Here is an 18554-nt window from a genome sequence, read left to right on the forward strand (position 1 = left end):
ATTGCAGAATGTGGCCGCCACTGTGCTCGCACAGTACGCCGCCAGCCCCCGCCTTAACGCCCTGATCGGCAGCTTCAACGAAGCCGTTTCCCCCGACAAGTTCGTCGATGATTTTTACGATCTGATCTGGAACATCGAAACCGCAGAGACCTATGGCCTCGATGTGTGGGGAAAAATTGTGGACGTAAGCCGGCGGCTAACGGTCGACGACGACTTTAATTATTTGGGGTTCAGTGAGGCGCGGCTGGATACGCCAACGCGGACAGATCCCCGCCCATTTGACCAGGCGCCGTTCTATAGCGGTGAGAGCACAACGCAGACCATTGAACTTGCGGACCCGATCTATCGCCGTCTGATCATGATGAAAGCCATGAGCAATATCACCGATTGCTCAATACCGAATATCAATCGGATGTTGCGTTACATGTTCGGCGATCGGGGGCGCGCCTATATCCAGAACGATGGCGGAATGAAGATGAGCTATGTGTTCGAGTTTGAACTGTCGACCGCAGAGCTGGCTATCGTCCAGTCCTCCGGCGCGCTGCCGGCGCCGCCAGGTATTAACGTTTCAATAATTCAGAAGGCATAAAATGAAACTGACAGATAAACCGCGTCAGATTGCAGTGCCGTTCGCCAGCGGTACAGCTGACAAAAACACGATCCCCAATAATGCCACGCAGGAAACCAAGGAAAAGGGCAAAGCTGCCTATGACTCTGGCTTTCCGCCACTCACAATGACAGCAATCGCGGCTGGCGGTATCCCACCGCACGGGAAGGATTTTAACGGACTGCTGAACGACATCACTGCGGCAATTCGTTTTTCTCAAGCCGGCGGCCATTATACCTTTGATTCTGCTTTTGCTCAGGCTATCGGCGGATATGCAAAAGGCGCAACGGTATTAAGCGCTGACGGCTCGAAAATCTGGTGGAATACAGTTGAAGCGAACACAACGGATCCGGATGGCGCCAGTGCAGCGGGCTGGAAAAATCTGTTGGCGGATCCCAATGGGCTGTTTCTTCAAAAGTCACAAAACCTGGCGGATTTACAAAATAAAGCGGAGGGCCGGAAAAATCTTGAGCTCGGTACTGCTGCGACGAAAAACGTCGGCACTGGCAGTGGTAATGTAATGGAAATGGGCACGGCGGGTTTGGGTGTCGGGCCAATAGCCAAAAGCGACGCTTACAGTAACATCGCGCAGTTTTTCCGCGTAAATGCTTCGTCAGCCAATAAGCCTCCTGCAGTGTCCGGAAACGTATCAGCTGGCGTTGTATGCTTGCCTATGGATGCGGCACCATCCTCAGGCTACGTTGCTGTTGTTGGCGGTAATTTGGCGGCGTATGTCGGCATTTCACAAGCAGAGGCTGGCGGGATTACCTGGGCGAGAATTTATACCGATAGGTTTAAACCTACTGCTGCCGATGTAAACGCTGTTGCTAAGACTGGCGATAGAATGAGTGGTGCGCTAGGTTCGACTTATACCGACACCTATAGGATCGTTGCAGGTCAATACGGTACATTCTGGCGTAATGACGGCAATGCCCTCTATCTCATGCTCACCAATGCTGGTGACCAGTGGGGGACATTTAATAACCTGCGACCGCTTGCTGTCTCCACCAGTGACGGCTCCATAAATGTAGGTACAAGTTTTTCGGTTAATTATACTGGATATATTAATAAGTTAGGGGTTAACCCCTATACAAGTAACGGGCAAAGTTTTAACCAAACAAACGGACTGCATATCCAAGGTGCTGGTGACCAATATGGAGATATTTATTATCTTGAGACTGTAGGGAAATATGGATCATTATCATTCCATATCCACGGAGGGGGATTGGATGCCTATCCGGCATTTAACAATAATGGTTCGCTTTCTCTTAATGGGAGCTGGCCAGCTATAAGCAACTCCGCCGGGACTACATGGCACCCAGACGGCAATGTCGAAGGCCCTCAATGGGGAGGCTACCTTAGCAACTGGCTGAATCAAAATATATCGAACGCGCAAAACAACGCACAAAACTGGGCTTATCAAAATCTTGTCCAAAACGTCAGGCTCACTGGACGAATTAACCAGCCTGATACTGGGGGGCAAGTTAGAGCTCCTGACGGTTGCGTGTTTACTGGTATGTCTGGGGCCAACTATAACCCATCTATTTGGGCTTCTTATTCATATATCCAAGTTTTAATTAATGGTTCTTGGCGAAATATAGGGACTTCTTAATCATGGTTAAATTTGAAAACTTTGCTATTTACAAGCCTGATTTTAAATCCACCGAAGAGAATGAGCCAGCATATAGACCTGATATTCTTTACGCCAGAGATAAAAATGGGCGAGACTGGTACGCCTGTCAGGTGGATTTTAGTCCAGACACGCTGAAGGTCATGTATGACGAGAATGGTATTATCGTCTGTATATCAAAAGACGTCACAGCAATTTTCCCTCCTGGTTACTCAGTAGCAGAGGTGGCGATTAGCGAAACCCCACCTGAAGCGTGCAACGATATGACGTGGGTATATCGTGACGGAAGGGTGATTAAGCGCACCTACAGCTCTGCTGAAAAGCGCAAGATGTTACAGGGGGAGAAAGAACGTCGTATCGCACGTGTTAACCAGGTTACGCAAACCCTCAATAGCAAGTTGCTATTGGGTATGGCTACCGATGAAGAGAAAGCCAAATTGCGGGTATGGATGGACTACGTTAACGAGATCGAGAAGATCAGCGATAACACAGATCTTGAAAAAATCGTGTGGCCGGAACCGAAAATAAAGCCCTCATGGTAGAGGGCTGAATAGATCAATTATTATCCATTCCCAATGATACAATGGCTGTATTACCTGAAATGAACAGAGAATATTCCTTATTAGTTGAGATTGGTTTAATCCCACTGCTAATCATACGAGAAAGCACATTTTTATTGTTTTGTTCATCTCCATAACCATGCAGAGTCTGCGGGAACCCTTTGTTAATTAGTTGAAAAGAAGCTAAAAACTCAGATGCAGGGCTAAGGAAATAGCCTATTAATGGTTTGTTGTCCACTAACAATTTAGCCCTTTCATTTATATTGACCTGGCCAACTGTTCCGATGGTGGTAATTTCATTATGAGTGAGCAAGTCACGACTGATCATGTTAAAAATAAAATCTTCATACTCGCGCTGTGATTTAATGGCACTGCCTAATTGTGCGCTGAATGCAATTGCTGTAATAACAGGAATTAGTGATAAATATTTCATTTTTGGTAAAAAATAAACAATGGGAATCGAAATTAAAACAAGACACGCTGAGAAGGAAACCAAAGTCCTGGGGAATACCGGAGCATCTTTAAGAAATATGGTTGGCCCCATCAGTGAAACTAAAAATATAAATAGGGAAATAACCCAATAAAGACTGAATGATAATATAGATTTTTTCTTATGGCGATTTGCAAACAACATGAAAATCAAGCCAGCAATAACTGGAATCAAAAAATAAATATAAACTGGGCCATGGAAATATGATAGCGCCATGTTTTTTAATGAACTAAGCGTAGAGGCTAAATGCTCTAGCCCTTCAGTATTAGCTGATATGATCTCTGCGCGTGAATTACTTTTTGCAGCAAAGAATAACATGTAAACCATGTAAAAAGAGACGAATAAAGCCGTTTTGTTAAGTATTCTTTTTATAATGTCAGTAGCTTTACAGTCATTTTTTACTGCTGCGATCATTACGTCTACAGCAAGTAAACCAATAAATACATTTGCACATGGTTGGTATATGGTTAAAGATAGTACGCCAGCGAACAGTTTTACTAAAGTTTGTCTTGTAGGATTACTGGCTGTATAGGTATAAGCCATAACCGCTAGGAAAAAAGCGATGGACATGCCTAAAGAGTCATATCTGTAAGCGATATTTTGCAGCATGAATGGATTAAAAATTAGAAGAGCCGCAACTAATTTGTGTGAAGGAACTTCTAACCTCGATAAATGATCGCTAAGTAAAAGCGATGCCCCACCGATAAACAAGCAGGAAGCAATCATAGTATAGGGGTATAGATCAAGGTTATAGTGGCCACTGGCGGATAAAACTTTCATGAGAATATCTGCAACAGGCCGACCTAATCCTCTCCATCCATACTGACCAGTTATGGCTCTATCTAGATCATCCCTATAAAAAATACCAGCTTGGATTAATGGATAAATAAAAAGAAGAGCAATCCCTGAGTAAAGGAGCAGTGCTTTTTTGTCGATTTTACAAAACATTTTAATTCTCATCTCACTTCTTTATTATATAGCGTGGGCGACGTTTGGTTTCAATGTATATTCTACCAATATATTCCCCAAGCACTCCGATTCCTATAAGCTGTACACCGCCAAGGAAAAGAATGGAAACAATAATTGAAGGGTAGCCAGCTACCGGGTTTCCCCAAATAACCTTATCTATGATCATCCATGCGCCATACATGAAGGAAATTGCAGCAACAAAAAATCCAATGTAAGCCCAAACACGAAGAGGGAAGGTGGAAAAACTTGTAATTCCCTCTATTGCCAAATTCCAAAGCTTCCAGCCATTAAATTTGCTGGTTCCTGCGACTCGCTCGGCTCTAGAGTATTCAACAATTTCAACATTTCCTCCAACCCAGCTAAGGATACCTTTCATAAATAGGTTTCTCTCTGGAAGTAATTTAATGCTTTCTACCACTTCCCTGGTCATCAGCCTAAAATCACCTACATTCTCTTCTATGGCCGGTTTACTTATTTTATTGTGTACTCGATAAAACCATTCTGCTGTTTTTCTCTTCATTCGGCCATCGCATTGCCTATCCATACGTTTAGCCAACACCACGTCTGCACCATCTTGCCACTTATTCAATAATAGTGGGATAACATCAATTGGATCTTGAAGGTCAACGTCAATTGGGATAATAGCATCACCGGTAGCGGCTTCCAAACCAGCAAATAATGCAGGTTCTTTCCCGAAATTCCTGGAAAAATTTATCGATTTAACATTTTGATCATCATTAGATAAGGAAGACAGTATTTCTTCCGTTCTATCTGAGCTACCATCGTTGACGAAAACGATCTCTACATCTATATGCTGAAAAGGTTTAAACTGACGCACAGATTGGTAGAATAGAGGAATTGCTTCTTCCTCGTTGAATACGGGAACTACAAGTGAAATTTTCATTTATCTTCCCTGAAGACAACTAACTTAGAATAAATGAAGCCACAGATTAGGCTGATCACTGAAAAAGTAACGAGAGTTACAATTGGGTTTGCATGTAGCGTATCTGCTGCCCAACCGACAGAGAATGCCATACCTCCCATAAACAACACATACACCATATAGCGGTAAGTTGTAGCTTGTGCCTTGAACGTCCACTTGGCGTTAGCAAAGAACGAAACGGTTACAGCGATGCCAAAAGCGACAACATTTGAAACTGATTGTGAGAAACCGCTAAAGAGCATGAGCCCAAAAACAGCCCAGTGAGCCAGGGTATTCATTACCCCTACAGATGCATAACGTATAAAAGTATTCAATGCGTAAAATTCTTAAATGTTGGTTTGCCATATTCTGCCATCGCATGATATTGATGGCAAAATTTTCTAGCCCATCAAGATGATAAGTAAGCACAATCACTATCGTTGGGGCATGGTGACGTACTGTAGTAACAACGTATGACTCCCAGCACGCCGTCCGTCAGCGTTGCCTCACGCCACCTGATAGTTGGGTTCTGGCGCTCCTCTCAGACTGATATCTCAAGGGATAATGTCGCGATAAACATCGGCACAGTGTTCTACTTGTGGACGCGAAAACGCGCTGAAGGTCGAACTTCGATCGTGAGTTGTAGCCTGGAGGGAACTCGGCCATTCATCGAAACTATCTTTCTTTACCGATCAATATCCTACCTTTCTAACAAAAATCCGAACTTTCCCCCGTCAAAATCTTGCGCATATACTGTATAAAAACACAGTAACAAGGCAACATTATGACTTTCTTTTATCCAACACCAAACCCAACCAAGCTCAAAATCCCGCTTTTCGCCGACAAGGTGCCGGCGGGGTTTCCCAGTCCTGCAGCCGATTACGTCAGTTCGCGCATCGATCTGAACGAGTACTGCATCAGCCATCCCAATGCGACCTATTTTCTCTATGCGACAGGTGATTCCATGCTTGAGGCCGGGATCACTGAGGGCTCTATGCTTGTTGTTGACCGCAGCATCAGCCCAGCCCATGGAGATATTGTTATTGCCAGCATAGCCGGCGAGTTCACCGTGAAGCGTCTCTGTTTGCATCCTCGCGCGCAATTGGAACCCATGAACCCGAAGTATGAGCCGATCCTGCTTCATGATGGCGGTGACGATCTGGAGGTGATGGGCGTTGTTGTGTCTTCGATAACGAGGCTCAAGTGATGTACGCGCTTGCTGATGTGAACAGCTTCTACGCGAGCTGCGAAACGTTGTGGCGCCCAGATCTGCGAGGGCGTCCTGTCGTCGTTCTGTCGAATAATGACGGATGCGTCGTAGCCAGGAGCAAGGAAGCGAAGGCGTTAGGGTTAAAGATGGGAGAACCCTATTTCAAAATTAAGCGGGAATTTGAGCGCGCAGGGGGCATCGCGTTCAGCAGCAACTATGAGCTATACGCCGACATGTCTCAGCGTGTGATGGCTGTTTTAGAAGAGATGGCGCCACGCGTAGAAGTGTATTCAATTGACGAAAGTTTTCTTGATCTGACTGGAGTTCGTAACTGCATTGATCTGGATACTTTCGGCCGCCAGGTGAGGGCCAAGGTACTGCGCAACACTGGGCTAACTGTAGGCGTTGGCATTGCCCAAACCAAGACGTTAGCCAAGCTGGCAAACTTCGCGGCGAAGAAGTGGGACAAGACTGGCGGAGTAGTGGATCTGTCCAATGAAGGGCGCCAGCGCAAATTGATGGGCCTCGTGCCTGTCGATGAGGTCTGGGGTATCGGACGCCGGATATCGAAAAAGCTCAACATGATGGGTATAGAAACGGCACTCCAACTGGCCGATGCAAGCACTACGATGATCCGCAAGCATTTCAGCGTTGTGATAGAGCGAACCGTCCGCGAGCTACGTGGTCAGCCTTGTCTCGAGCTGGAGGAGTTTGCGCCGACAAAACAACAGATCATCTGCAGCCGCAGCTTCGGAGATCGGATCACCGAGTATGACCAGATGCATCAGGCTATTTGCATGTACGCGACGCGTGCAGCGGAGAAGTTGAGGGAGGAGCATCAGTATTGCCGGCATGTCAGCGCGTGGCTCAAAACCAGCCCATTTGCCATCAATGAGGAATACTATGGCAACACCGCAAGCATAAAACTGAGCACGCCAACGCAGGATACTCGGGACATTATCGCTGCGGCTATGCGTTGCCTGGATGCGGTTTGGCAACCTGGCCATCGATATCAGAAAGGCGGGGTGATGCTGCAGGATTTTTACAGTCAAGGTGTGGCTCAGTTGGGGTTGTTCGATGAGTACAAGCCACGGCATAACAGCGAGCAACTGATGGGGGTGCTTGATCGGATCAATAACTCGGGGAGGGCAAAACTGTGGTTTGCAGGACAAGGGGCGCATCAGGTGTGGTCAATGAAGCGTGAGCTACTGTCGCCGGCATACACGACACGGCTGAGTGATCTGCCGCGTGCGCGAGTATATTAGCGTTTGTGATTGAGAGTTTTAGTACCTAAATTATTCCGAATTGCTCCGAGGGTTCTAGTAACTATCTGAAATTAAAGGCAGGGAATGCAAGGTATAGCAAGGGATTGCAAAGACTAAAAGTTTGGTAACGCGTTGTTAAAAAAGGATATTTTCATTCCTCTTCGTATAAAGGAATCGTATTCGGTCTTTTTTTGTGTGATTGATTTATAAGTAAATTTCACCTAAGACGCCAGCAACAATCCCCGTTTCTCTTTTCGCGTCACAGCCATCAGCCCGAGCTCCCGTCTCACTCCCCAACCGCACACATCGCTAATTTGGCCGCACCAAAAGTCATTACGTCATCTATGGCGCTGATAAGCTTCGACCATTGCTCCCATCAACGGTTTAACGAGAGTGTCATTATGGGAAATATCCCGGCATCAGGCGCTATAAAAGGTAACCCGCAGTGAACGAGCAACTGAGTCAATTAAAGATGATGTTGCCCGGCTATCTCGAGGCGTGGCGTGAGGGGGCCTTACCCTCTGACTGGGAGCAGGTGGCTAATCCTGAAGTGATCGCCGCCCTGTTGGCGGAGTGGGAGGCGCTCAGCGAGTTGGCCTCTCGGTTCGACTCCGCCACTGAAACACGCGCCGACGCCACCGCGTTTTGGCAGGCGCGCGCCGAGGTGATGGCGCAGCGCAATCGTGAGCTCAGGGCCCAACTGGCGACGCCAATCCGTTTGCCCAGCGCACGGGTGGCCTTTTTTGGCTATGTGAAAACGGCCGTGATGGACGCCAGGCAGGTTAAGGCGGCGATTCGCGATGCCGGTTTTATCGTTGCGGGCGGTGCCCCCAACGAGAACACGGCTTAACGCGGTTTCTTCTCAAATTTTTCGGCAAAAAAGAACCGCAGCAATTTATGGATCCACAGCAGGATGGCGCCGACCACCACCAGCGAGACGACGAAATGCGACAGATTTTTAGGCGCGGCGTAGCCGTGGGTAAAGGAGACCCCCGCGCCGCTGAGCAGCAGGGTGGCGATCCAGAAGCCGAGCAGCAGGCATAAGGTACGAAACAGTTTAAACATGGTTATCACCAAAAATACGGAAAGCACCGACCGAACGGAGAGGCTCAGCCGGGGCTTTGATTAATTAAAACCGCTTAGCGCGAACAGGTATTGCCGCCTTTATTGCTATTGCAGTTGCTGCCGCTGTTTTTGTTGCCGCCTTTCCCCATGCCGACGTTGCCGCCGCCTTTGCTGCCTTCCTTGAAGCAGCCGCCGTTGAGCGCGCCCACCGCCAGGCCGCCAAGGCCGCCCAGAGAACCGGTGATCACGCCGTTAACGCAATCCGGCGAGGTGTGCTTGCCGTAGAATCCCTGATTGGATGACCCGCCCCCGTTCTTGTTGCCGCCGTTGTTGTTGACGCGGCCATTGCTGCCGCGGTTGTCGGCAAAGTTACCGGCGCCGGCGATCAGGTGAAAGTGTTTGGCATCGATCTCTTGCATAAAATTCCCTCTTTATCGATTCAGTTAAATTCAGTAAAGCTTGCGCAAGCCAGCTGTTTTTAACAGAAAAAATAGCGGGGGTAATTACCGGTTCGGATAAGAACAGGGGGTTTATTTTGCGATATTTTCCAGACTGATAGAGCACCGAGGAATGATATTTTGGGCGTGTGGATCCGTATCGCTATCCGTTCTCTTGAGCCGGTTAATTTGTTAGCATGGCGCCCCTGGATGACTATTGGTGCAGTACATTGAAAATTAAAGCGTTGTTATTTGTTGCGTTGGCCGCGCTGGCCGGCTGCAGCCAGGAGGGAACCTCGATGAATCAGCCCGAGAACGAGAAAGGCGGCCAAACGGAAGTGTTGCTGGTCAACAGCGCGCTGGTGGACTGCGTGGGCGTCGGCCCGATGAAGTGCATGCAGGTGCGCCGCTCCGCGCAGCAGCCGTGGGAGTTGTTCTATACCGGCATCGAGGGTTTCACCTTCGAACCGGGCTATCAGTATCGGCTGAAAGTGCGCGTCACCCCGGTGGAGAACGTACCGGCCGACGCCTCATCGCTGCGTTACACGCTGATCGAGCAGTTGGAAAAGAACAAGGCGTAATGGATCTACCTTGTCACCACCAAATGGCGTTTCATTTGGTGGTGACGACTTCAGGAAAGTTTGTCTTTTTTCTTTCTTCTGGAGGATTCGAAAGTGGCGAAGGCATGTGCAAGAGCAAACCCCAACGCACAGTAGCGTAGAGGCCAATTTTCTTTGGTCCATGTTTCAGAGTCAGCAATAAACATCGCGTTGCCGTTGGCAAAAAGGGTAAATTGCCAGCAAAGGATTAAAAAACATATCGTAACCAGAACGACATAACCCTTGGAACCCAGAGGCGGTCTGAAGCCGTATTTCACGGCCAGACAGGCCGCGGCAGCGAGAGTAGAAAGAATATAATATAAAGTTGGTTCCATCACTGTTCCTGGCTGCCTTTATAAATGGAATTAAGGGTTGAGACATCTGCGCCACCTTCAAGCATCAAGCTGGTTCTTCCCATGTTTCTCCAACCGCGAATATAGTCTGTATTGATGTAGCGAAATAATCGCCAGGCTTCTGGTTTCAGCGACAGTTTTAGTAAACCATAGCCTGATAACAGTAAGTCTACGCCACCTAACGCCATGTCTGCTGCTGAATGGGAATAGCCTAGCGTTGAAGCCGCAGAACGGTACATCATTCGGCCTGGACCAATAGTATTCTTGCCAAATAACAGCGTATAACCGTTTTCGTAGACATTATTGATGCCATTGATTAAAAGTAACGTTCCTGGAATGGCTCCGACGCCAGTCCAATCCAAGCCCACGCCGAGTAAAATTTGTGCTATTCCCGAGAGGAAGCCAACGCCGGCTAACACGTAGGTCACTACGGCGTCATGACTGACTTTCTTTCTCATTACGGCATAAGGTGTCACGGCGTCAGTTCGCAATAAGCGCTCTTGCTCAGAAAGCGATTGATATTCTTGCTTCATTTCTCTCATTGCAACATTCGCCGCTTCACCTACTTGTTGGCATTTTGCAATTTATCATTCACAAAGCAGTGCATCTCATGTCTGAAGGCATTACCGACTGTCCGATCTTTTAAAAAGTCCCTATTAACGCGCTCTGAGAGTTCTAAAAGCATACGTCCTTGTTGACGAGCCATCGTTTGCGAGTAGGTATTTAAACGTTCCTTTAGTAACAGTGGATTATCCATTTTTCTTTGTTCCTCCCTGGATTTCGACCGAAAAACAGCCACACCATAACGCAACGCCAGAAGCATGATCAACTTTTGCTGATTTTAAGAGGGAAGGCTTGAACGCGCTGAGGGTGCGAAGCGTGGCGCGTGGAGGCATCACGATGCGGAGTTGGGCAACCCTGATCCCTCGACTAAACTGGTCTGTTCACTGCGCTTGTTTTCGCACTTTCTTAAGTATATCGAGAAAATCAGGTATATTGTCCTTCGGTTTTTAGCTACCAAGAAAAAATTACTATGATTATCAAACCTAAAATTCGTGGTTTTATCTGCACCACCGCTCACCCGGCAGGCTGTGAAGCCAACGTCCGTGAGCAAATCGCCTACGTTAAGTCGCGCGGCGAACTGAAAAACGGGCCTAAAAAGGTGCTGGTCATTGGTGCATCCACCGGTTACGGTCTGGCCTCGCGCATCAATGCCGCTTTCGGCAGCGGTGCGGCCACCATCGGCGTATTTTTCGAGAAGCCTGGCAGCGAAGGCAAAACCGGTTCCGCCGGTTGGTACAACTCCGCCGGTTTCGACAAGGCAGCTAAAGAAGAAGGCCTGTACGCGAAAAGCATCAACGGCGACGCATTTTCCAACGAGTGCCGTCAGACCGTTATCGATCTGATCAAGAAAGACCTGGGTCAGGTTGACCTGGTGGTTTACTCGCTGGCTTCGCCGGTGCGTAAGATGCCGGAAACCGGCGAAGTGGTGCGTTCCGCACTGAAGCCGATCGGCGAGCCGTACAAATCCGTCGCGCTGGACACCAACAAAGACGTGCTGGTTGAGGCCGTGGTCGAGCCGGCCAACGAGCAAGAAATCGCCGACACCGTGAAGGTGATGGGCGGCCAGGACTGGCAGCTGTGGATGGACGCGCTGGACGAAGCGGGCGTGCTGGCGGATAACGCGCAGTCTGTCGCTTACTCCTACATCGGTACCGATCTGACCTGGCCAATCTATTGGCACGGTACGCTGGGCAAGGCGAAAGAAGATCTGGATCGCGCGGCGCACGCCATCAACCAGAAGCTGCAGGCCAAAGGCGGCGCGGCTTACGTTGCGGTGCTCAAGTCGGTGGTGACGCAGGCTTCTTCCGCCATTCCGGTGATGCCGCTGTATATCTCCATCGTGTTCAAGATCATGAAGGAGCAGGGCATTCACGAAGGCTGCATCGAGCAGATCCAGCGTCTGTTCGCCACCAAGCTGTACAGCGGTGCGGCGCCGGATACCGACGAGAAACACCGTCTGCGCCTGGATGACTGGGAACTGCGTGACGAAGTGCAGGAAACCTGCCGTGAAATCTGGAAGCAGCTGAACGACAGCAACATCAACGAACTGACCGATTACCAGGGCTACAAGGCGGAATTCCTGCGCCTGTTCGGCTTCGGTCTGCAGGGCGTTGATTACGATGCCGATCTGAGCGGCGAAGCCAACTTCGACGTGATCGAACTGGTCTAAGCGCGTCGAGCGGTCAAACAAGGTCGGGTTAGCCCGGCCTTTTTTATTGTGCGCGCGTTGGCGACCACCGCCTGACTCATCAGTCCACTTGATCATTGACAGCAATAAATTATCGTTTTACGATAATTTATTGCTGTTGATTAAGGGATAGAAAATTATGGGCGCTGCGCCAAGGATCCATCTGCCGCTGTATGTGCGTTGTCTGTGTTTGCTCATTATGGCGATGCTGATCGTCAGCACCGGCGTTGAGATGTTCATCATCGTGCGGGACTGGCTGCAGGGCGTAGCCTATCGCGATATCGTCGCCTCTTACCGGGAATATTACCCGGAGCTGCTCGCCTACGCGATCCCGCAGCAACGCTGGGCGCTGTTCGCCACGCTGGTTATCGACATGCTCGGTTATTTGCCCTATTACAGCGCGCTGCTGTGCGGCGCCGGGCTATTTTATCAATTCTTCCGCGGCAACGTGTGGCATCGCAACAATATGGTGCTGTTGCAGATCATTGGCATCTTGCTGATCGTCGATGTGTTGTTCCCGTCGTTAGCCGGTCTGCTGCAGGTAATGGTATTGACCGCCGATGAAAAAATGCTGTTTATCCTTTATTATGGCGTCAATAGCGAGTCGGTGCGCTCGCTGATCGTAGGCTGCGCAATCCTGGTATTTAGCCGGGTATTTCTGGAAGCGTTGCGGCTGAATGAAGAACAGCTTTCTTTCGTGTGAGAATAGAGTGGCAATAATCGTAAGTCTTGATGTCATGTTGGCCAAAAGGAAGATGCGTTCAAAGGAGCTGGCGGAGCAGGTGGGGATCACCGAGCAAAACCTGTCTCTGTTGAAAAACGGCAAGGTCAAGGGAGTCAGGCTGGAAACGCTGGACAAGATCTGCCGCATTCTCGACTGCCAGCCTGGCGATCTGCTGGCCTGGCAGCCGGACGGCGAAGAGTAAGATCCCAGCGCACTCGGAAGTGCGCTGAGCCTGCTGGCCCATTTCTGCGATTAGCGTTGTCTTATTGAACGATATTTGTTTGATTCAGGTTAATTAAAATAACGGGTGATTAACACTTGCGTATTCTTTTTGTCGCAGGCGATTGCATGCGGCGAAAGTTATTAAACTAAATAAACTCGTTTTTCATTTACCGTCACTACCAATAGCGTTATTTTAAGGGAAATAGTATGACATGGCGTAATTCTCTTCTGGCATTGTGTCTTGTATTAAACGGATGCAGTGCCATTCACCCCACTGTTTCATCCTCATCCTCCTCCACTCACTGGGGGAGTTGGGGAACACCGCAGCCCGCAACGCGAGAACAGAAACAGCGCATTATCGCCGGCGAATCCGCCGCTGCCGTGCTGAATGAAGGCCGGGTCGGTATCGGCGGTACGCTGGACTGGTCGAAAATAGGGGGGCGCTAACCGCCGCTCTTTATTCGGCGGGGCGGCAGACGTTATCTCAAAGATATTGTGGAACGGTTTATTATTAATTCGTTACTCTGTTTTTCCGATGCGTTATTTATCTTTAAACGATGAATCTCTGCTTGTTGAATATATATCAACATACCCAGACATCCTTACAGGAGTTTTCAATGGCAAAGCGTATTGTCGCCATGTTGATAATGTCGTTGTTGAGTCTGCAAGCAAATGCGGCCCGTTACGATCGGCAATGCGAGGGAATTTCTCCCGTGCTGTTTCAGAAGAAATTGAAAGAGCTGGCGCATGGCCTGCGACAAGAGATGGCTGAGCCGACCCCGCCCACGGAGAATGAGGCCGAAACCCTGGCGCGTCTGGCGGAATGCGATGCCGAAAACGCGAAAGCGCCGGCGACGGGAGGGCAACATGCGCCCGATCCCGCGGAGCCTCAGGTGTCTTCACTCAACGGCTGTTGAACGGTTCTCTGCGTCGTTTTTCGCGGCGCGCCCCAGTCGGCTTATTCATGGAGCTTGTGTATTGAAACTACCTTCGTTAATCGCTGCGGCGCTGGCGCTGCTGGCCTCATTTTGCAGTCAGGCGTTCATCGATCGCCATTCCTCGCCCGGCGCCTCGACGGAAAGTCCCTCTGCGGCGGGGTGTCCGGCGCGGCTGGATGGCTTGTTGCAGCATATTTGGTTGGCTGAACAGATTCAGGCGGAGCGCATGCAGCTGGCGCTGCTGCGTGCGGAGCGGGAAGCGTTGGAAATCCGGTTGCAAACGCAGGAAGCGGCGAGACCTTCCGCACAGGGGCATCAGAGCGCCCGATCGGCCTGTGAACAGGGTGCCGATATCGTCCGTTGCCTGTCGCTGCGTCTGCGGCGGACGTCTCTGACGGGGCCGCATCGGCCGTTTGTCGGCGTTTATTGCCGCGCCTGGCTGAATGGCCGGCCGCTGAATTGCTAAAGATGAGAACAGGGATTTGTCAGGAGTTTATCGATGAAAAGGCTAGTGTTGGTCGGCGTGGCCCTGTGTTGCGCCTGCTTTGCGCAGGCGCGGGTGGATTTGGAATACCACGCGGCGCCGCCGAAGGACAATAAAGTCCCCGAGGAGTACCAGAAAAAACGCAGCGCGCTGCGCCACAAGGTGTGGAATGTCGACAGCCTGACGCAGGCCAATGAGCAGGCGATTGCACGCGAACAGCAGCGCGAGGCCGCAGAAGCCGCCAAGCGGCAGCAGCGACACCTGGAGCAACAGCAGAAAAAGCAGCGCTGCCTGCGGATACACTCGAAAGATCCTCACCGCGAGGCGAGGTGTTACATGTACAACTTCTAGCTTTCAACGTCCGGGCGCTTGCAGCGCCCGGCGTCGTTTATGCCGGGCGGCAATGCTCTTTCAGCATGGCGATCGCGTCCGGCTTCAGCTGATATAGATAAACCGGGCGGCCCGTCGCGCCGTACAGAATGCGGGTGCCGAGAATGCCGCTTTCCGCCAGATAGATGAGGTACTTGCGGCAGGACACCCGCGAAATGCCGATGGCGTTGGCCAGGTTGTCGGTGGAGAATTCGCTGTCGTGCTGCTGTTCTATCCACTCGCAGACCGTGCTCAGGGTGATGCTGGTCAGGCCCTTCGGCAGCTTTTTGCTCTCCTGGCCGCCGGGCTGGCGGCGCAGCAGACTGTCGACGTCAGCCTGCGAAAACTCGCGCTGCGCCAGCAGCTGCGACTGTTGTCGATAGTGGCTGAGCGCCTCTTTGAAGCGGCTGAACTGGAACGGCTTGATCAGGTAATCCACCACGCCGTAGTGCAGCGCCTTTTGCACTGTGTTTACATCGCTGGCGGAAGAGATGATGATCACATCGGTCTTCTCGCCGAGCTCGCGCAGGCCGGGCAGCAGATCCAGCCCGTTCTCCTGCTGCATGTAGATATCCAGCAGCACCAGATCGATGCTGACGCTGGCGTCGGCCAGCAGGGCGCGCGCCTGGCCCAGGGTGGCGACCGTCGCCTGGCAGTGAAAACCGCCGATCTGGCTCAGGTAATATTTGTTCAGCTCCGCCACCATCGGGTCGTCGTCGACAATCAGTACGTTAATCATGGGTTTCGCTCTTGGCCTGATAGGGAAGGTGCACGAAAAATTGGGTCAGCTCGCCCGGTTCGGACTCGACATCGATGCCGCCGCCCAGTTTCTCCAGATGGCTGCGGATCAGCGCCAGGCCGATGCCGCGTCCCGTTCCCTTGGTGGAAAATCCGTGTTCAAAGATGTGCGCGGCGATCGCCGGATCGATGCCGGGGCCGTCGTCGCTGACGATACAGTGTAATTGATCGTCGTGGTGATGGAAGCTCAGGCCGATCTCGTGGCCTTCAACGCCGTCGATGGCGTCGATGGCGTTTTCGATCAGGTTACCGAGCACGCTGATCAGCACGTGCGTGGTTTCCGCGTCGTCGGTTTCCGGCAGCAGGCTGGTTTCCTCGATGGTCAGTTCGATGCCGGCTTCGTGAGCGCGGCTGATCTTGCCGATGAAGAAGCCCGCCACTTCCGGCGAGTGGATCTTGCGCAGCAGCGCGCCGATCTCTTCCTGGTAGTTGCTGGCGGTATTGATGATGTAGTTTTCCAACTGCTGATAAGCCTTCATGTGCAGCATGCCGAGTATCACGTGCAGCTTGTTCATAAATTCGTGCGACTGCACCCGCAGGGCATCGGCGTAGTGCGCCATGCCGCTCAGGCGCTGCAGCAGCCGGCTGACCTCGGTCTTGTCGCGGAAGGTGGCGATGGCGCCGGTCACCTGGCCGTTGACGATCACCGGCACGGTATTGGTCAGCAGTTCGCTGCCGTTGAAGCTGATCTGTCGATCGCGCAGCGGCTTGCCGCTGGCCAGCACTTCCGCCAGATGCAGCTGCGCCGGCCAATGCTTGCTGGCGGCGTCCAGCAGCAGGTTTTCCACCGGGCCGCTCTGGCGCAGCAGGCGCTTGGCCTCGTCGTTGACGATGGTGATGCGGGAATCATTATCGACCGCGATCACGCCTTCTTTAATCGACTGCAGCATGGCGTTGCGCTGCTCGAACAGGTTGGATATTTCGTAAGGCTCGAAACCCAGCATGATGCGTTTGAGCGCGGAGACCAGGAAAAAAGTGCCCAGGCTGCCGACCAGCGCGGCGAAGGCGATGGTCCAATAGATGATCCAGCGGCTTTCCGCCACCACCCGCTGCACGGTGTCCAGCGCGATGCCGAGCGCCACCACGCCGATTTGCCGCCGCTGCTCGTCATACACCGGCACGAACACCCGCAGCGCCGGGGCCAGCGTGCCGCGGTTGATGGCGCTGTTGACGTTGCCCTGCAGCGCCGGCGCCAGATCTTCGCCGATGAAATGTTTGCCGATCAGCCAGGGTTTGGGATGCGAATAGCGGATGCCCTGCATATCCACCACCACCACGAACAGCAGCTCGTTTTGATGGCGCACCTGCTCGGCGAAGCGCTGCACGGCGCCGCTTTGATCGCGTCGCTGCAGGCCGTCTATCACGGTGCTCGAGAGCGCCAGCGTGTTGGCGATAGCGATGGCTTTTTGCTGCAGCTGATCTTGCCCTTCGCGGCTCATCTGCACGAAAAACAGCGCGAACACCACCAGCAGCACCGAAGCGATGATGGCGGACACCATCAGCGTGATGGAGGTGCTCAGCTTGAGCGGCACCCGTTGTTTTGGCATGGCGGTTCTCCGAATGGCGATATCACGGCGTATTCTAGCGAGGAATGAGGCAAGCTGCAGTTACCGGCAGCAGGTTATAGCATGCTGCCGGGTCGCGAAGGGGTTATTTTAGTTACAAAAGCGGGTCACTGCTGGTGGTAGATCTCCAGCGCCTGTTGGCCGCTGGCGCCTTGATGGATGATCGCCATCAGGGCGCGCACCACCTGCGACGGATTGCTGTGTTGATACACGTTGCGGCCATAGACCATGCCGGACGCGCCCTGGGCCATCAGCGCCGCGGATTTCTCCAGCACCGGGCCCAGCTCCCCCTTGCCGCCGCCGCGCACCAGCGTCGGGCAGCGCGCCGCTTCCACCACGCGGTGGAAATCTTCCACCCGTTCGGTCGGGTCGGCCTTGATGATGTCGGCACCCAGTTCGCGCGCCAGCCGCACCAGCGGCACGATCTTTTCCACGTCGCCGAGCGACCCGTAGGCGGCGCCCTGGCCGGCCGGGGCCATCACCAGCGGTTCGATCATCAGCGGCATGGCGTAGCGATCGCAGGCGTGGCGCAGGCGGCCGATGTTCTCTACGCACTGGCGGAAAATGCCGGGTTCATCCGGGATCATATACAGGTTGACCACCACCGCGGCGGCGTCCATTTGCAGCGCGGCGAGGATCGGCGCTTCCGGGTTGTGCAACACCGCCCACATCTCACGGTGGCGCGCGGCGTTATAGGCGTTGCCGACGTCGGTGCGCATCACCAGCGCCGGCTTTTCGCGCTGCGGCGCGCGCTGCAGCAGCTCCGCCTGGCCGTAGTTGACCTGAATGGCGTCGGGGCGCGCGGCGATCAGGTTGCCCATCACCCGTTCGATATCTTCCAGACCGATTAAGAAATCCGGTTCGTTGGCGATGCCGTGATCGATCGCCACATCCAGGCACTTGCCGTTATTGAACAGGCGGTTCATCCGCACCTTACTGCTGAGCTGCATGTCAGGTCCTCCTGAGATAGGGATATGTCCATTATTGCCGAGTAAGGATGGTCGGGAAACGCGGAAACCGCAAACTGCGCGCCCGCTCGCAGTTTTTGCCGACGCCCGGCGTGGCGCACGCGCGGGGCGCGTTACCCGATGGCTTT

General features: G+C 52.0%; 24 protein-coding genes. 13 read left to right on the forward strand and 11 right to left on the reverse strand.

Annotated elements, in window-relative coordinates; genetic code table 11:
- Window position 1: 1 nt before the first annotated feature.
- From ACP3TA_RS15585 to ACP3TA_RS15595, 3 genes are read left to right on the forward strand one after another with little or no spacing between them, the layout of a single operon-like run.
- On the forward strand, window positions 2-589 hold the full coding sequence (locus tag ACP3TA_RS15585; RefSeq protein ID WP_089191830.1) for a DUF2612 domain-containing protein: 588 nt from the start codon (window positions 2-4) through the stop codon (window positions 587-589).
- A 1-nt stretch (window position 590) separates the two neighbouring features.
- Window positions 591-2219, forward strand: a complete 1629-nt coding sequence (locus ACP3TA_RS15590) for a hypothetical protein (protein WP_399611860.1) — start codon at window positions 591-593, stop codon at window positions 2217-2219.
- Between the two features lie 2 nt (window positions 2220-2221).
- A complete protein-coding gene (locus tag ACP3TA_RS15595; RefSeq protein WP_426784363.1) occupies window positions 2222-2779 on the forward strand; it encodes a tail fiber assembly protein in 558 nt (185 codons plus the stop codon).
- Window positions 2780-2792: 13 nt separating this feature from the next.
- Here ACP3TA_RS15595 and ACP3TA_RS15600 read toward each other — a convergent pair whose 3' ends face one another.
- Genes ACP3TA_RS15600 through ACP3TA_RS15610 form a run of 3 tightly spaced genes read right to left on the reverse strand, consistent with a single transcriptional unit; the run spans window position 2793 to window position 5513 of the window.
- A complete protein-coding gene (locus tag ACP3TA_RS15600) occupies window positions 2793-4247 on the reverse strand; it encodes a glucosyltransferase domain-containing protein (RefSeq protein ID WP_426784364.1) in 1455 nt (484 codons plus the stop codon).
- 1 nt (window position 4248) lies between these two features.
- Window positions 4249-5160, reverse strand: coding sequence for a glycosyltransferase family 2 protein (locus tag ACP3TA_RS15605; protein WP_060447306.1), 912 nt, complete (start codon window positions 5158-5160; stop codon window positions 4249-4251).
- On the reverse strand, window positions 5157-5513 hold the full coding sequence (locus tag ACP3TA_RS15610; protein ID WP_072271515.1) for a GtrA family protein: 357 nt from the start codon (window positions 5511-5513) through the stop codon (window positions 5157-5159). Before ACP3TA_RS15610 ends, ACP3TA_RS15605 begins: the two co-directional genes overlap by 4 nt.
- Window positions 5514-5962: 449 nt before the next feature.
- On the opposite strand from ACP3TA_RS15610, the gene umuD reads away from it, so the two are divergent.
- The 3 genes from umuD (at window position 5963) to ACP3TA_RS15625 (ending at window position 8503) form a co-directional block, all read left to right on the forward strand.
- Window positions 5963-6385: a translesion error-prone DNA polymerase V autoproteolytic subunit gene (gene umuD / locus ACP3TA_RS15615; RefSeq protein WP_033637997.1), complete on the forward strand. Its 423-nt coding sequence runs from the start codon at window positions 5963-5965 to the stop codon at window positions 6383-6385.
- Window positions 6385-7653: a translesion error-prone DNA polymerase V subunit UmuC gene (gene umuC / locus ACP3TA_RS15620; protein ID WP_122004118.1), complete on the forward strand. Its 1269-nt coding sequence runs from the start codon at window positions 6385-6387 to the stop codon at window positions 7651-7653. Before umuD ends, umuC begins: the two co-directional genes overlap by 1 nt.
- A gap of 445 nt (window positions 7654-8098) precedes the next feature.
- Window positions 8099-8503, forward strand: coding sequence for a hypothetical protein (locus ACP3TA_RS15625; RefSeq protein WP_170853218.1), 405 nt, complete (start codon window positions 8099-8101; stop codon window positions 8501-8503).
- On the opposite strand, the gene ACP3TA_RS15630 is transcribed toward ACP3TA_RS15625, so the two are convergent.
- The gene (locus ACP3TA_RS15630) at window positions 8500-8718 is read right to left on the reverse strand and encodes a hypothetical protein (RefSeq protein WP_033640661.1); all 219 of its coding nucleotides are present in this window, start codon (window positions 8716-8718) and stop codon (window positions 8500-8502) included. The genes ACP3TA_RS15625 and ACP3TA_RS15630 overlap by 4 nt on opposite strands.
- Before the next feature lie 74 nt (window positions 8719-8792).
- A complete protein-coding gene (locus ACP3TA_RS15635) occupies window positions 8793-9137 on the reverse strand; it encodes a hypothetical protein (RefSeq protein WP_033642719.1) in 345 nt (114 codons plus the stop codon).
- Window positions 9138-9385: 248 nt separating this feature from the next.
- On the opposite strand from ACP3TA_RS15635, the gene ACP3TA_RS15640 reads away from it, so the two are divergent.
- Window positions 9386-9736: a DUF4377 domain-containing protein gene (locus ACP3TA_RS15640; RefSeq protein ID WP_122017089.1), complete on the forward strand. Its 351-nt coding sequence runs from the start codon at window positions 9386-9388 to the stop codon at window positions 9734-9736.
- A gap of 50 nt (window positions 9737-9786) precedes the next feature.
- Here ACP3TA_RS15640 and ACP3TA_RS15645 read toward each other — a convergent pair whose 3' ends face one another.
- Genes ACP3TA_RS15645 through ACP3TA_RS15655 form a run of 3 tightly spaced genes read right to left on the reverse strand, consistent with a single transcriptional unit; the run spans window position 9787 to window position 10864 of the window.
- A complete protein-coding gene (locus ACP3TA_RS15645) occupies window positions 9787-10089 on the reverse strand; it encodes a hypothetical protein (protein ID WP_016928136.1) in 303 nt (100 codons plus the stop codon).
- The gene (locus ACP3TA_RS15650; RefSeq protein ID WP_164489272.1) at window positions 10089-10640 is read right to left on the reverse strand and encodes a DUF4225 domain-containing protein; all 552 of its coding nucleotides are present in this window, start codon (window positions 10638-10640) and stop codon (window positions 10089-10091) included. The genes ACP3TA_RS15645 and ACP3TA_RS15650 overlap by 1 nt, the downstream gene beginning before the upstream one ends.
- A gap of 29 nt (window positions 10641-10669) precedes the next feature.
- A complete protein-coding gene (locus ACP3TA_RS15655; RefSeq protein ID WP_144236179.1) occupies window positions 10670-10864 on the reverse strand; it encodes a hypothetical protein in 195 nt (64 codons plus the stop codon).
- A gap of 276 nt (window positions 10865-11140) precedes the next feature.
- Between ACP3TA_RS15655 and fabV the strand changes: the two genes are divergently transcribed.
- The 6 genes from fabV (at window position 11141) to ACP3TA_RS15685 (ending at window position 15077) form a co-directional block, all read left to right on the forward strand.
- Window positions 11141-12340: an enoyl-ACP reductase FabV gene (fabV, locus tag ACP3TA_RS15660; protein ID WP_033642722.1), complete on the forward strand. Its 1200-nt coding sequence runs from the start codon at window positions 11141-11143 to the stop codon at window positions 12338-12340.
- Between the two features lie 157 nt (window positions 12341-12497).
- Window positions 12498-13061, forward strand: coding sequence for a DUF2975 domain-containing protein (locus tag ACP3TA_RS15665; protein WP_033642723.1), 564 nt, complete (start codon window positions 12498-12500; stop codon window positions 13059-13061).
- Between the two features lie 7 nt (window positions 13062-13068).
- Complete coding sequence (locus ACP3TA_RS15670; RefSeq protein ID WP_025302459.1) at window positions 13069-13284, forward strand: helix-turn-helix domain-containing protein; 216 nt, start codon at window positions 13069-13071, stop codon at window positions 13282-13284.
- Between the two features lie 637 nt (window positions 13285-13921).
- On the forward strand, window positions 13922-14221 hold the full coding sequence (locus tag ACP3TA_RS15675) for a hypothetical protein (RefSeq protein ID WP_033642724.1): 300 nt from the start codon (window positions 13922-13924) through the stop codon (window positions 14219-14221).
- A 61-nt stretch (window positions 14222-14282) separates the two neighbouring features.
- A complete protein-coding gene (locus ACP3TA_RS15680) occupies window positions 14283-14708 on the forward strand; it encodes a hypothetical protein (RefSeq protein WP_050440156.1) in 426 nt (141 codons plus the stop codon).
- Window positions 14709-14741: 33 nt separating this feature from the next.
- On the forward strand, window positions 14742-15077 hold the full coding sequence (locus ACP3TA_RS15685) for a hypothetical protein (protein ID WP_033642725.1): 336 nt from the start codon (window positions 14742-14744) through the stop codon (window positions 15075-15077).
- 37 nt (window positions 15078-15114) lie between these two features.
- Here the strand turns inward: ACP3TA_RS15685 and dcuR are convergent, their stop codons facing one another.
- The 3 genes from dcuR to ACP3TA_RS15700 all read right to left on the reverse strand — a co-directional run bounded on the left by dcuR (window position 15115) and on the right by ACP3TA_RS15700 (window position 18408).
- Window positions 15115-15834, reverse strand: coding sequence for a two-component system response regulator DcuR (gene dcuR / locus ACP3TA_RS15690; RefSeq protein ID WP_033642727.1), 720 nt, complete (start codon window positions 15832-15834; stop codon window positions 15115-15117).
- On the reverse strand, window positions 15827-17440 hold the full coding sequence (locus ACP3TA_RS15695) for a sensor histidine kinase (protein WP_033652021.1): 1614 nt from the start codon (window positions 17438-17440) through the stop codon (window positions 15827-15829). The genes dcuR and ACP3TA_RS15695 overlap by 8 nt, the downstream gene beginning before the upstream one ends.
- Window positions 17441-17565: 125 nt before the next feature.
- Window positions 17566-18408: a class I fructose-bisphosphate aldolase gene (locus ACP3TA_RS15700; RefSeq protein ID WP_033642729.1), complete on the reverse strand. Its 843-nt coding sequence runs from the start codon at window positions 18406-18408 to the stop codon at window positions 17566-17568.
- Between the last annotated feature and the right edge of the window lie 146 nt (window positions 18409-18554).

Origin of the sequence: Serratia sp. 2C06 (genome assembly GCF_050037615.1) — a bacterium.
GTDB lineage: Bacteria > Pseudomonadota > Gammaproteobacteria > Enterobacterales > Enterobacteriaceae > Serratia > Serratia ureilytica.

Excerpts from the sequence above, each read along its gene's own strand:
- ACP3TA_RS15590 (WP_399611860.1), top strand. The coding sequence starts at position 591 with ATGAAACTGACAGATAAACCGCGTCAGATTGCAGTGCCGTTCGCCAGC.
- ACP3TA_RS15595 (WP_426784363.1), top strand. The coding sequence starts at position 2,222 with ATGGTTAAATTTGAAAACTTTGCTATTTACAAGCCTGATTTTAAATCC.
- ACP3TA_RS15600 (WP_426784364.1), bottom strand. The coding sequence starts at position 4,247 with ATGAGAATTAAAATGTTTTGTAAAATCGACAAAAAAGCACTGCTCCTT.
- ACP3TA_RS15605 (WP_060447306.1), bottom strand. The coding sequence starts at position 5,160 with ATGAAAATTTCACTTGTAGTTCCCGTATTCAACGAGGAAGAAGCAATT.
- umuD (WP_033637997.1), top strand. The coding sequence starts at position 5,963 with ATGACTTTCTTTTATCCAACACCAAACCCAACCAAGCTCAAAATCCCG.
- umuC (WP_122004118.1), top strand. The coding sequence starts at position 6,385 with ATGTACGCGCTTGCTGATGTGAACAGCTTCTACGCGAGCTGCGAAACG.
- ACP3TA_RS15630 (WP_033640661.1), bottom strand. The coding sequence starts at position 8,718 with ATGTTTAAACTGTTTCGTACCTTATGCCTGCTGCTCGGCTTCTGGATC.
- ACP3TA_RS15635 (WP_033642719.1), bottom strand. The coding sequence starts at position 9,137 with ATGCAAGAGATCGATGCCAAACACTTTCACCTGATCGCCGGCGCCGGT.
- ACP3TA_RS15645 (WP_016928136.1), bottom strand. The coding sequence starts at position 10,089 with ATGGAACCAACTTTATATTATATTCTTTCTACTCTCGCTGCCGCGGCC.
- ACP3TA_RS15650 (WP_164489272.1), bottom strand. The coding sequence starts at position 10,640 with ATGAAGCAAGAATATCAATCGCTTTCTGAGCAAGAGCGCTTATTGCGA.
- ACP3TA_RS15655 (WP_144236179.1), bottom strand. The coding sequence starts at position 10,864 with ATGGATAATCCACTGTTACTAAAGGAACGTTTAAATACCTACTCGCAA.
- fabV (WP_033642722.1), top strand. The coding sequence starts at position 11,141 with ATGATTATCAAACCTAAAATTCGTGGTTTTATCTGCACCACCGCTCAC.
- ACP3TA_RS15665 (WP_033642723.1), top strand. The coding sequence starts at position 12,498 with ATGGGCGCTGCGCCAAGGATCCATCTGCCGCTGTATGTGCGTTGTCTG.
- ACP3TA_RS15675 (WP_033642724.1), top strand. The coding sequence starts at position 13,922 with ATGGCAAAGCGTATTGTCGCCATGTTGATAATGTCGTTGTTGAGTCTG.
- ACP3TA_RS15685 (WP_033642725.1), top strand. The coding sequence starts at position 14,742 with ATGAAAAGGCTAGTGTTGGTCGGCGTGGCCCTGTGTTGCGCCTGCTTT.
- dcuR (WP_033642727.1), bottom strand. The coding sequence starts at position 15,834 with ATGATTAACGTACTGATTGTCGACGACGACCCGATGGTGGCGGAGCTG.
- ACP3TA_RS15695 (WP_033652021.1), bottom strand. The coding sequence starts at position 17,440 with ATGCCAAAACAACGGGTGCCGCTCAAGCTGAGCACCTCCATCACGCTG.
- ACP3TA_RS15700 (WP_033642729.1), bottom strand. The coding sequence starts at position 18,408 with ATGCAGCTCAGCAGTAAGGTGCGGATGAACCGCCTGTTCAATAACGGC.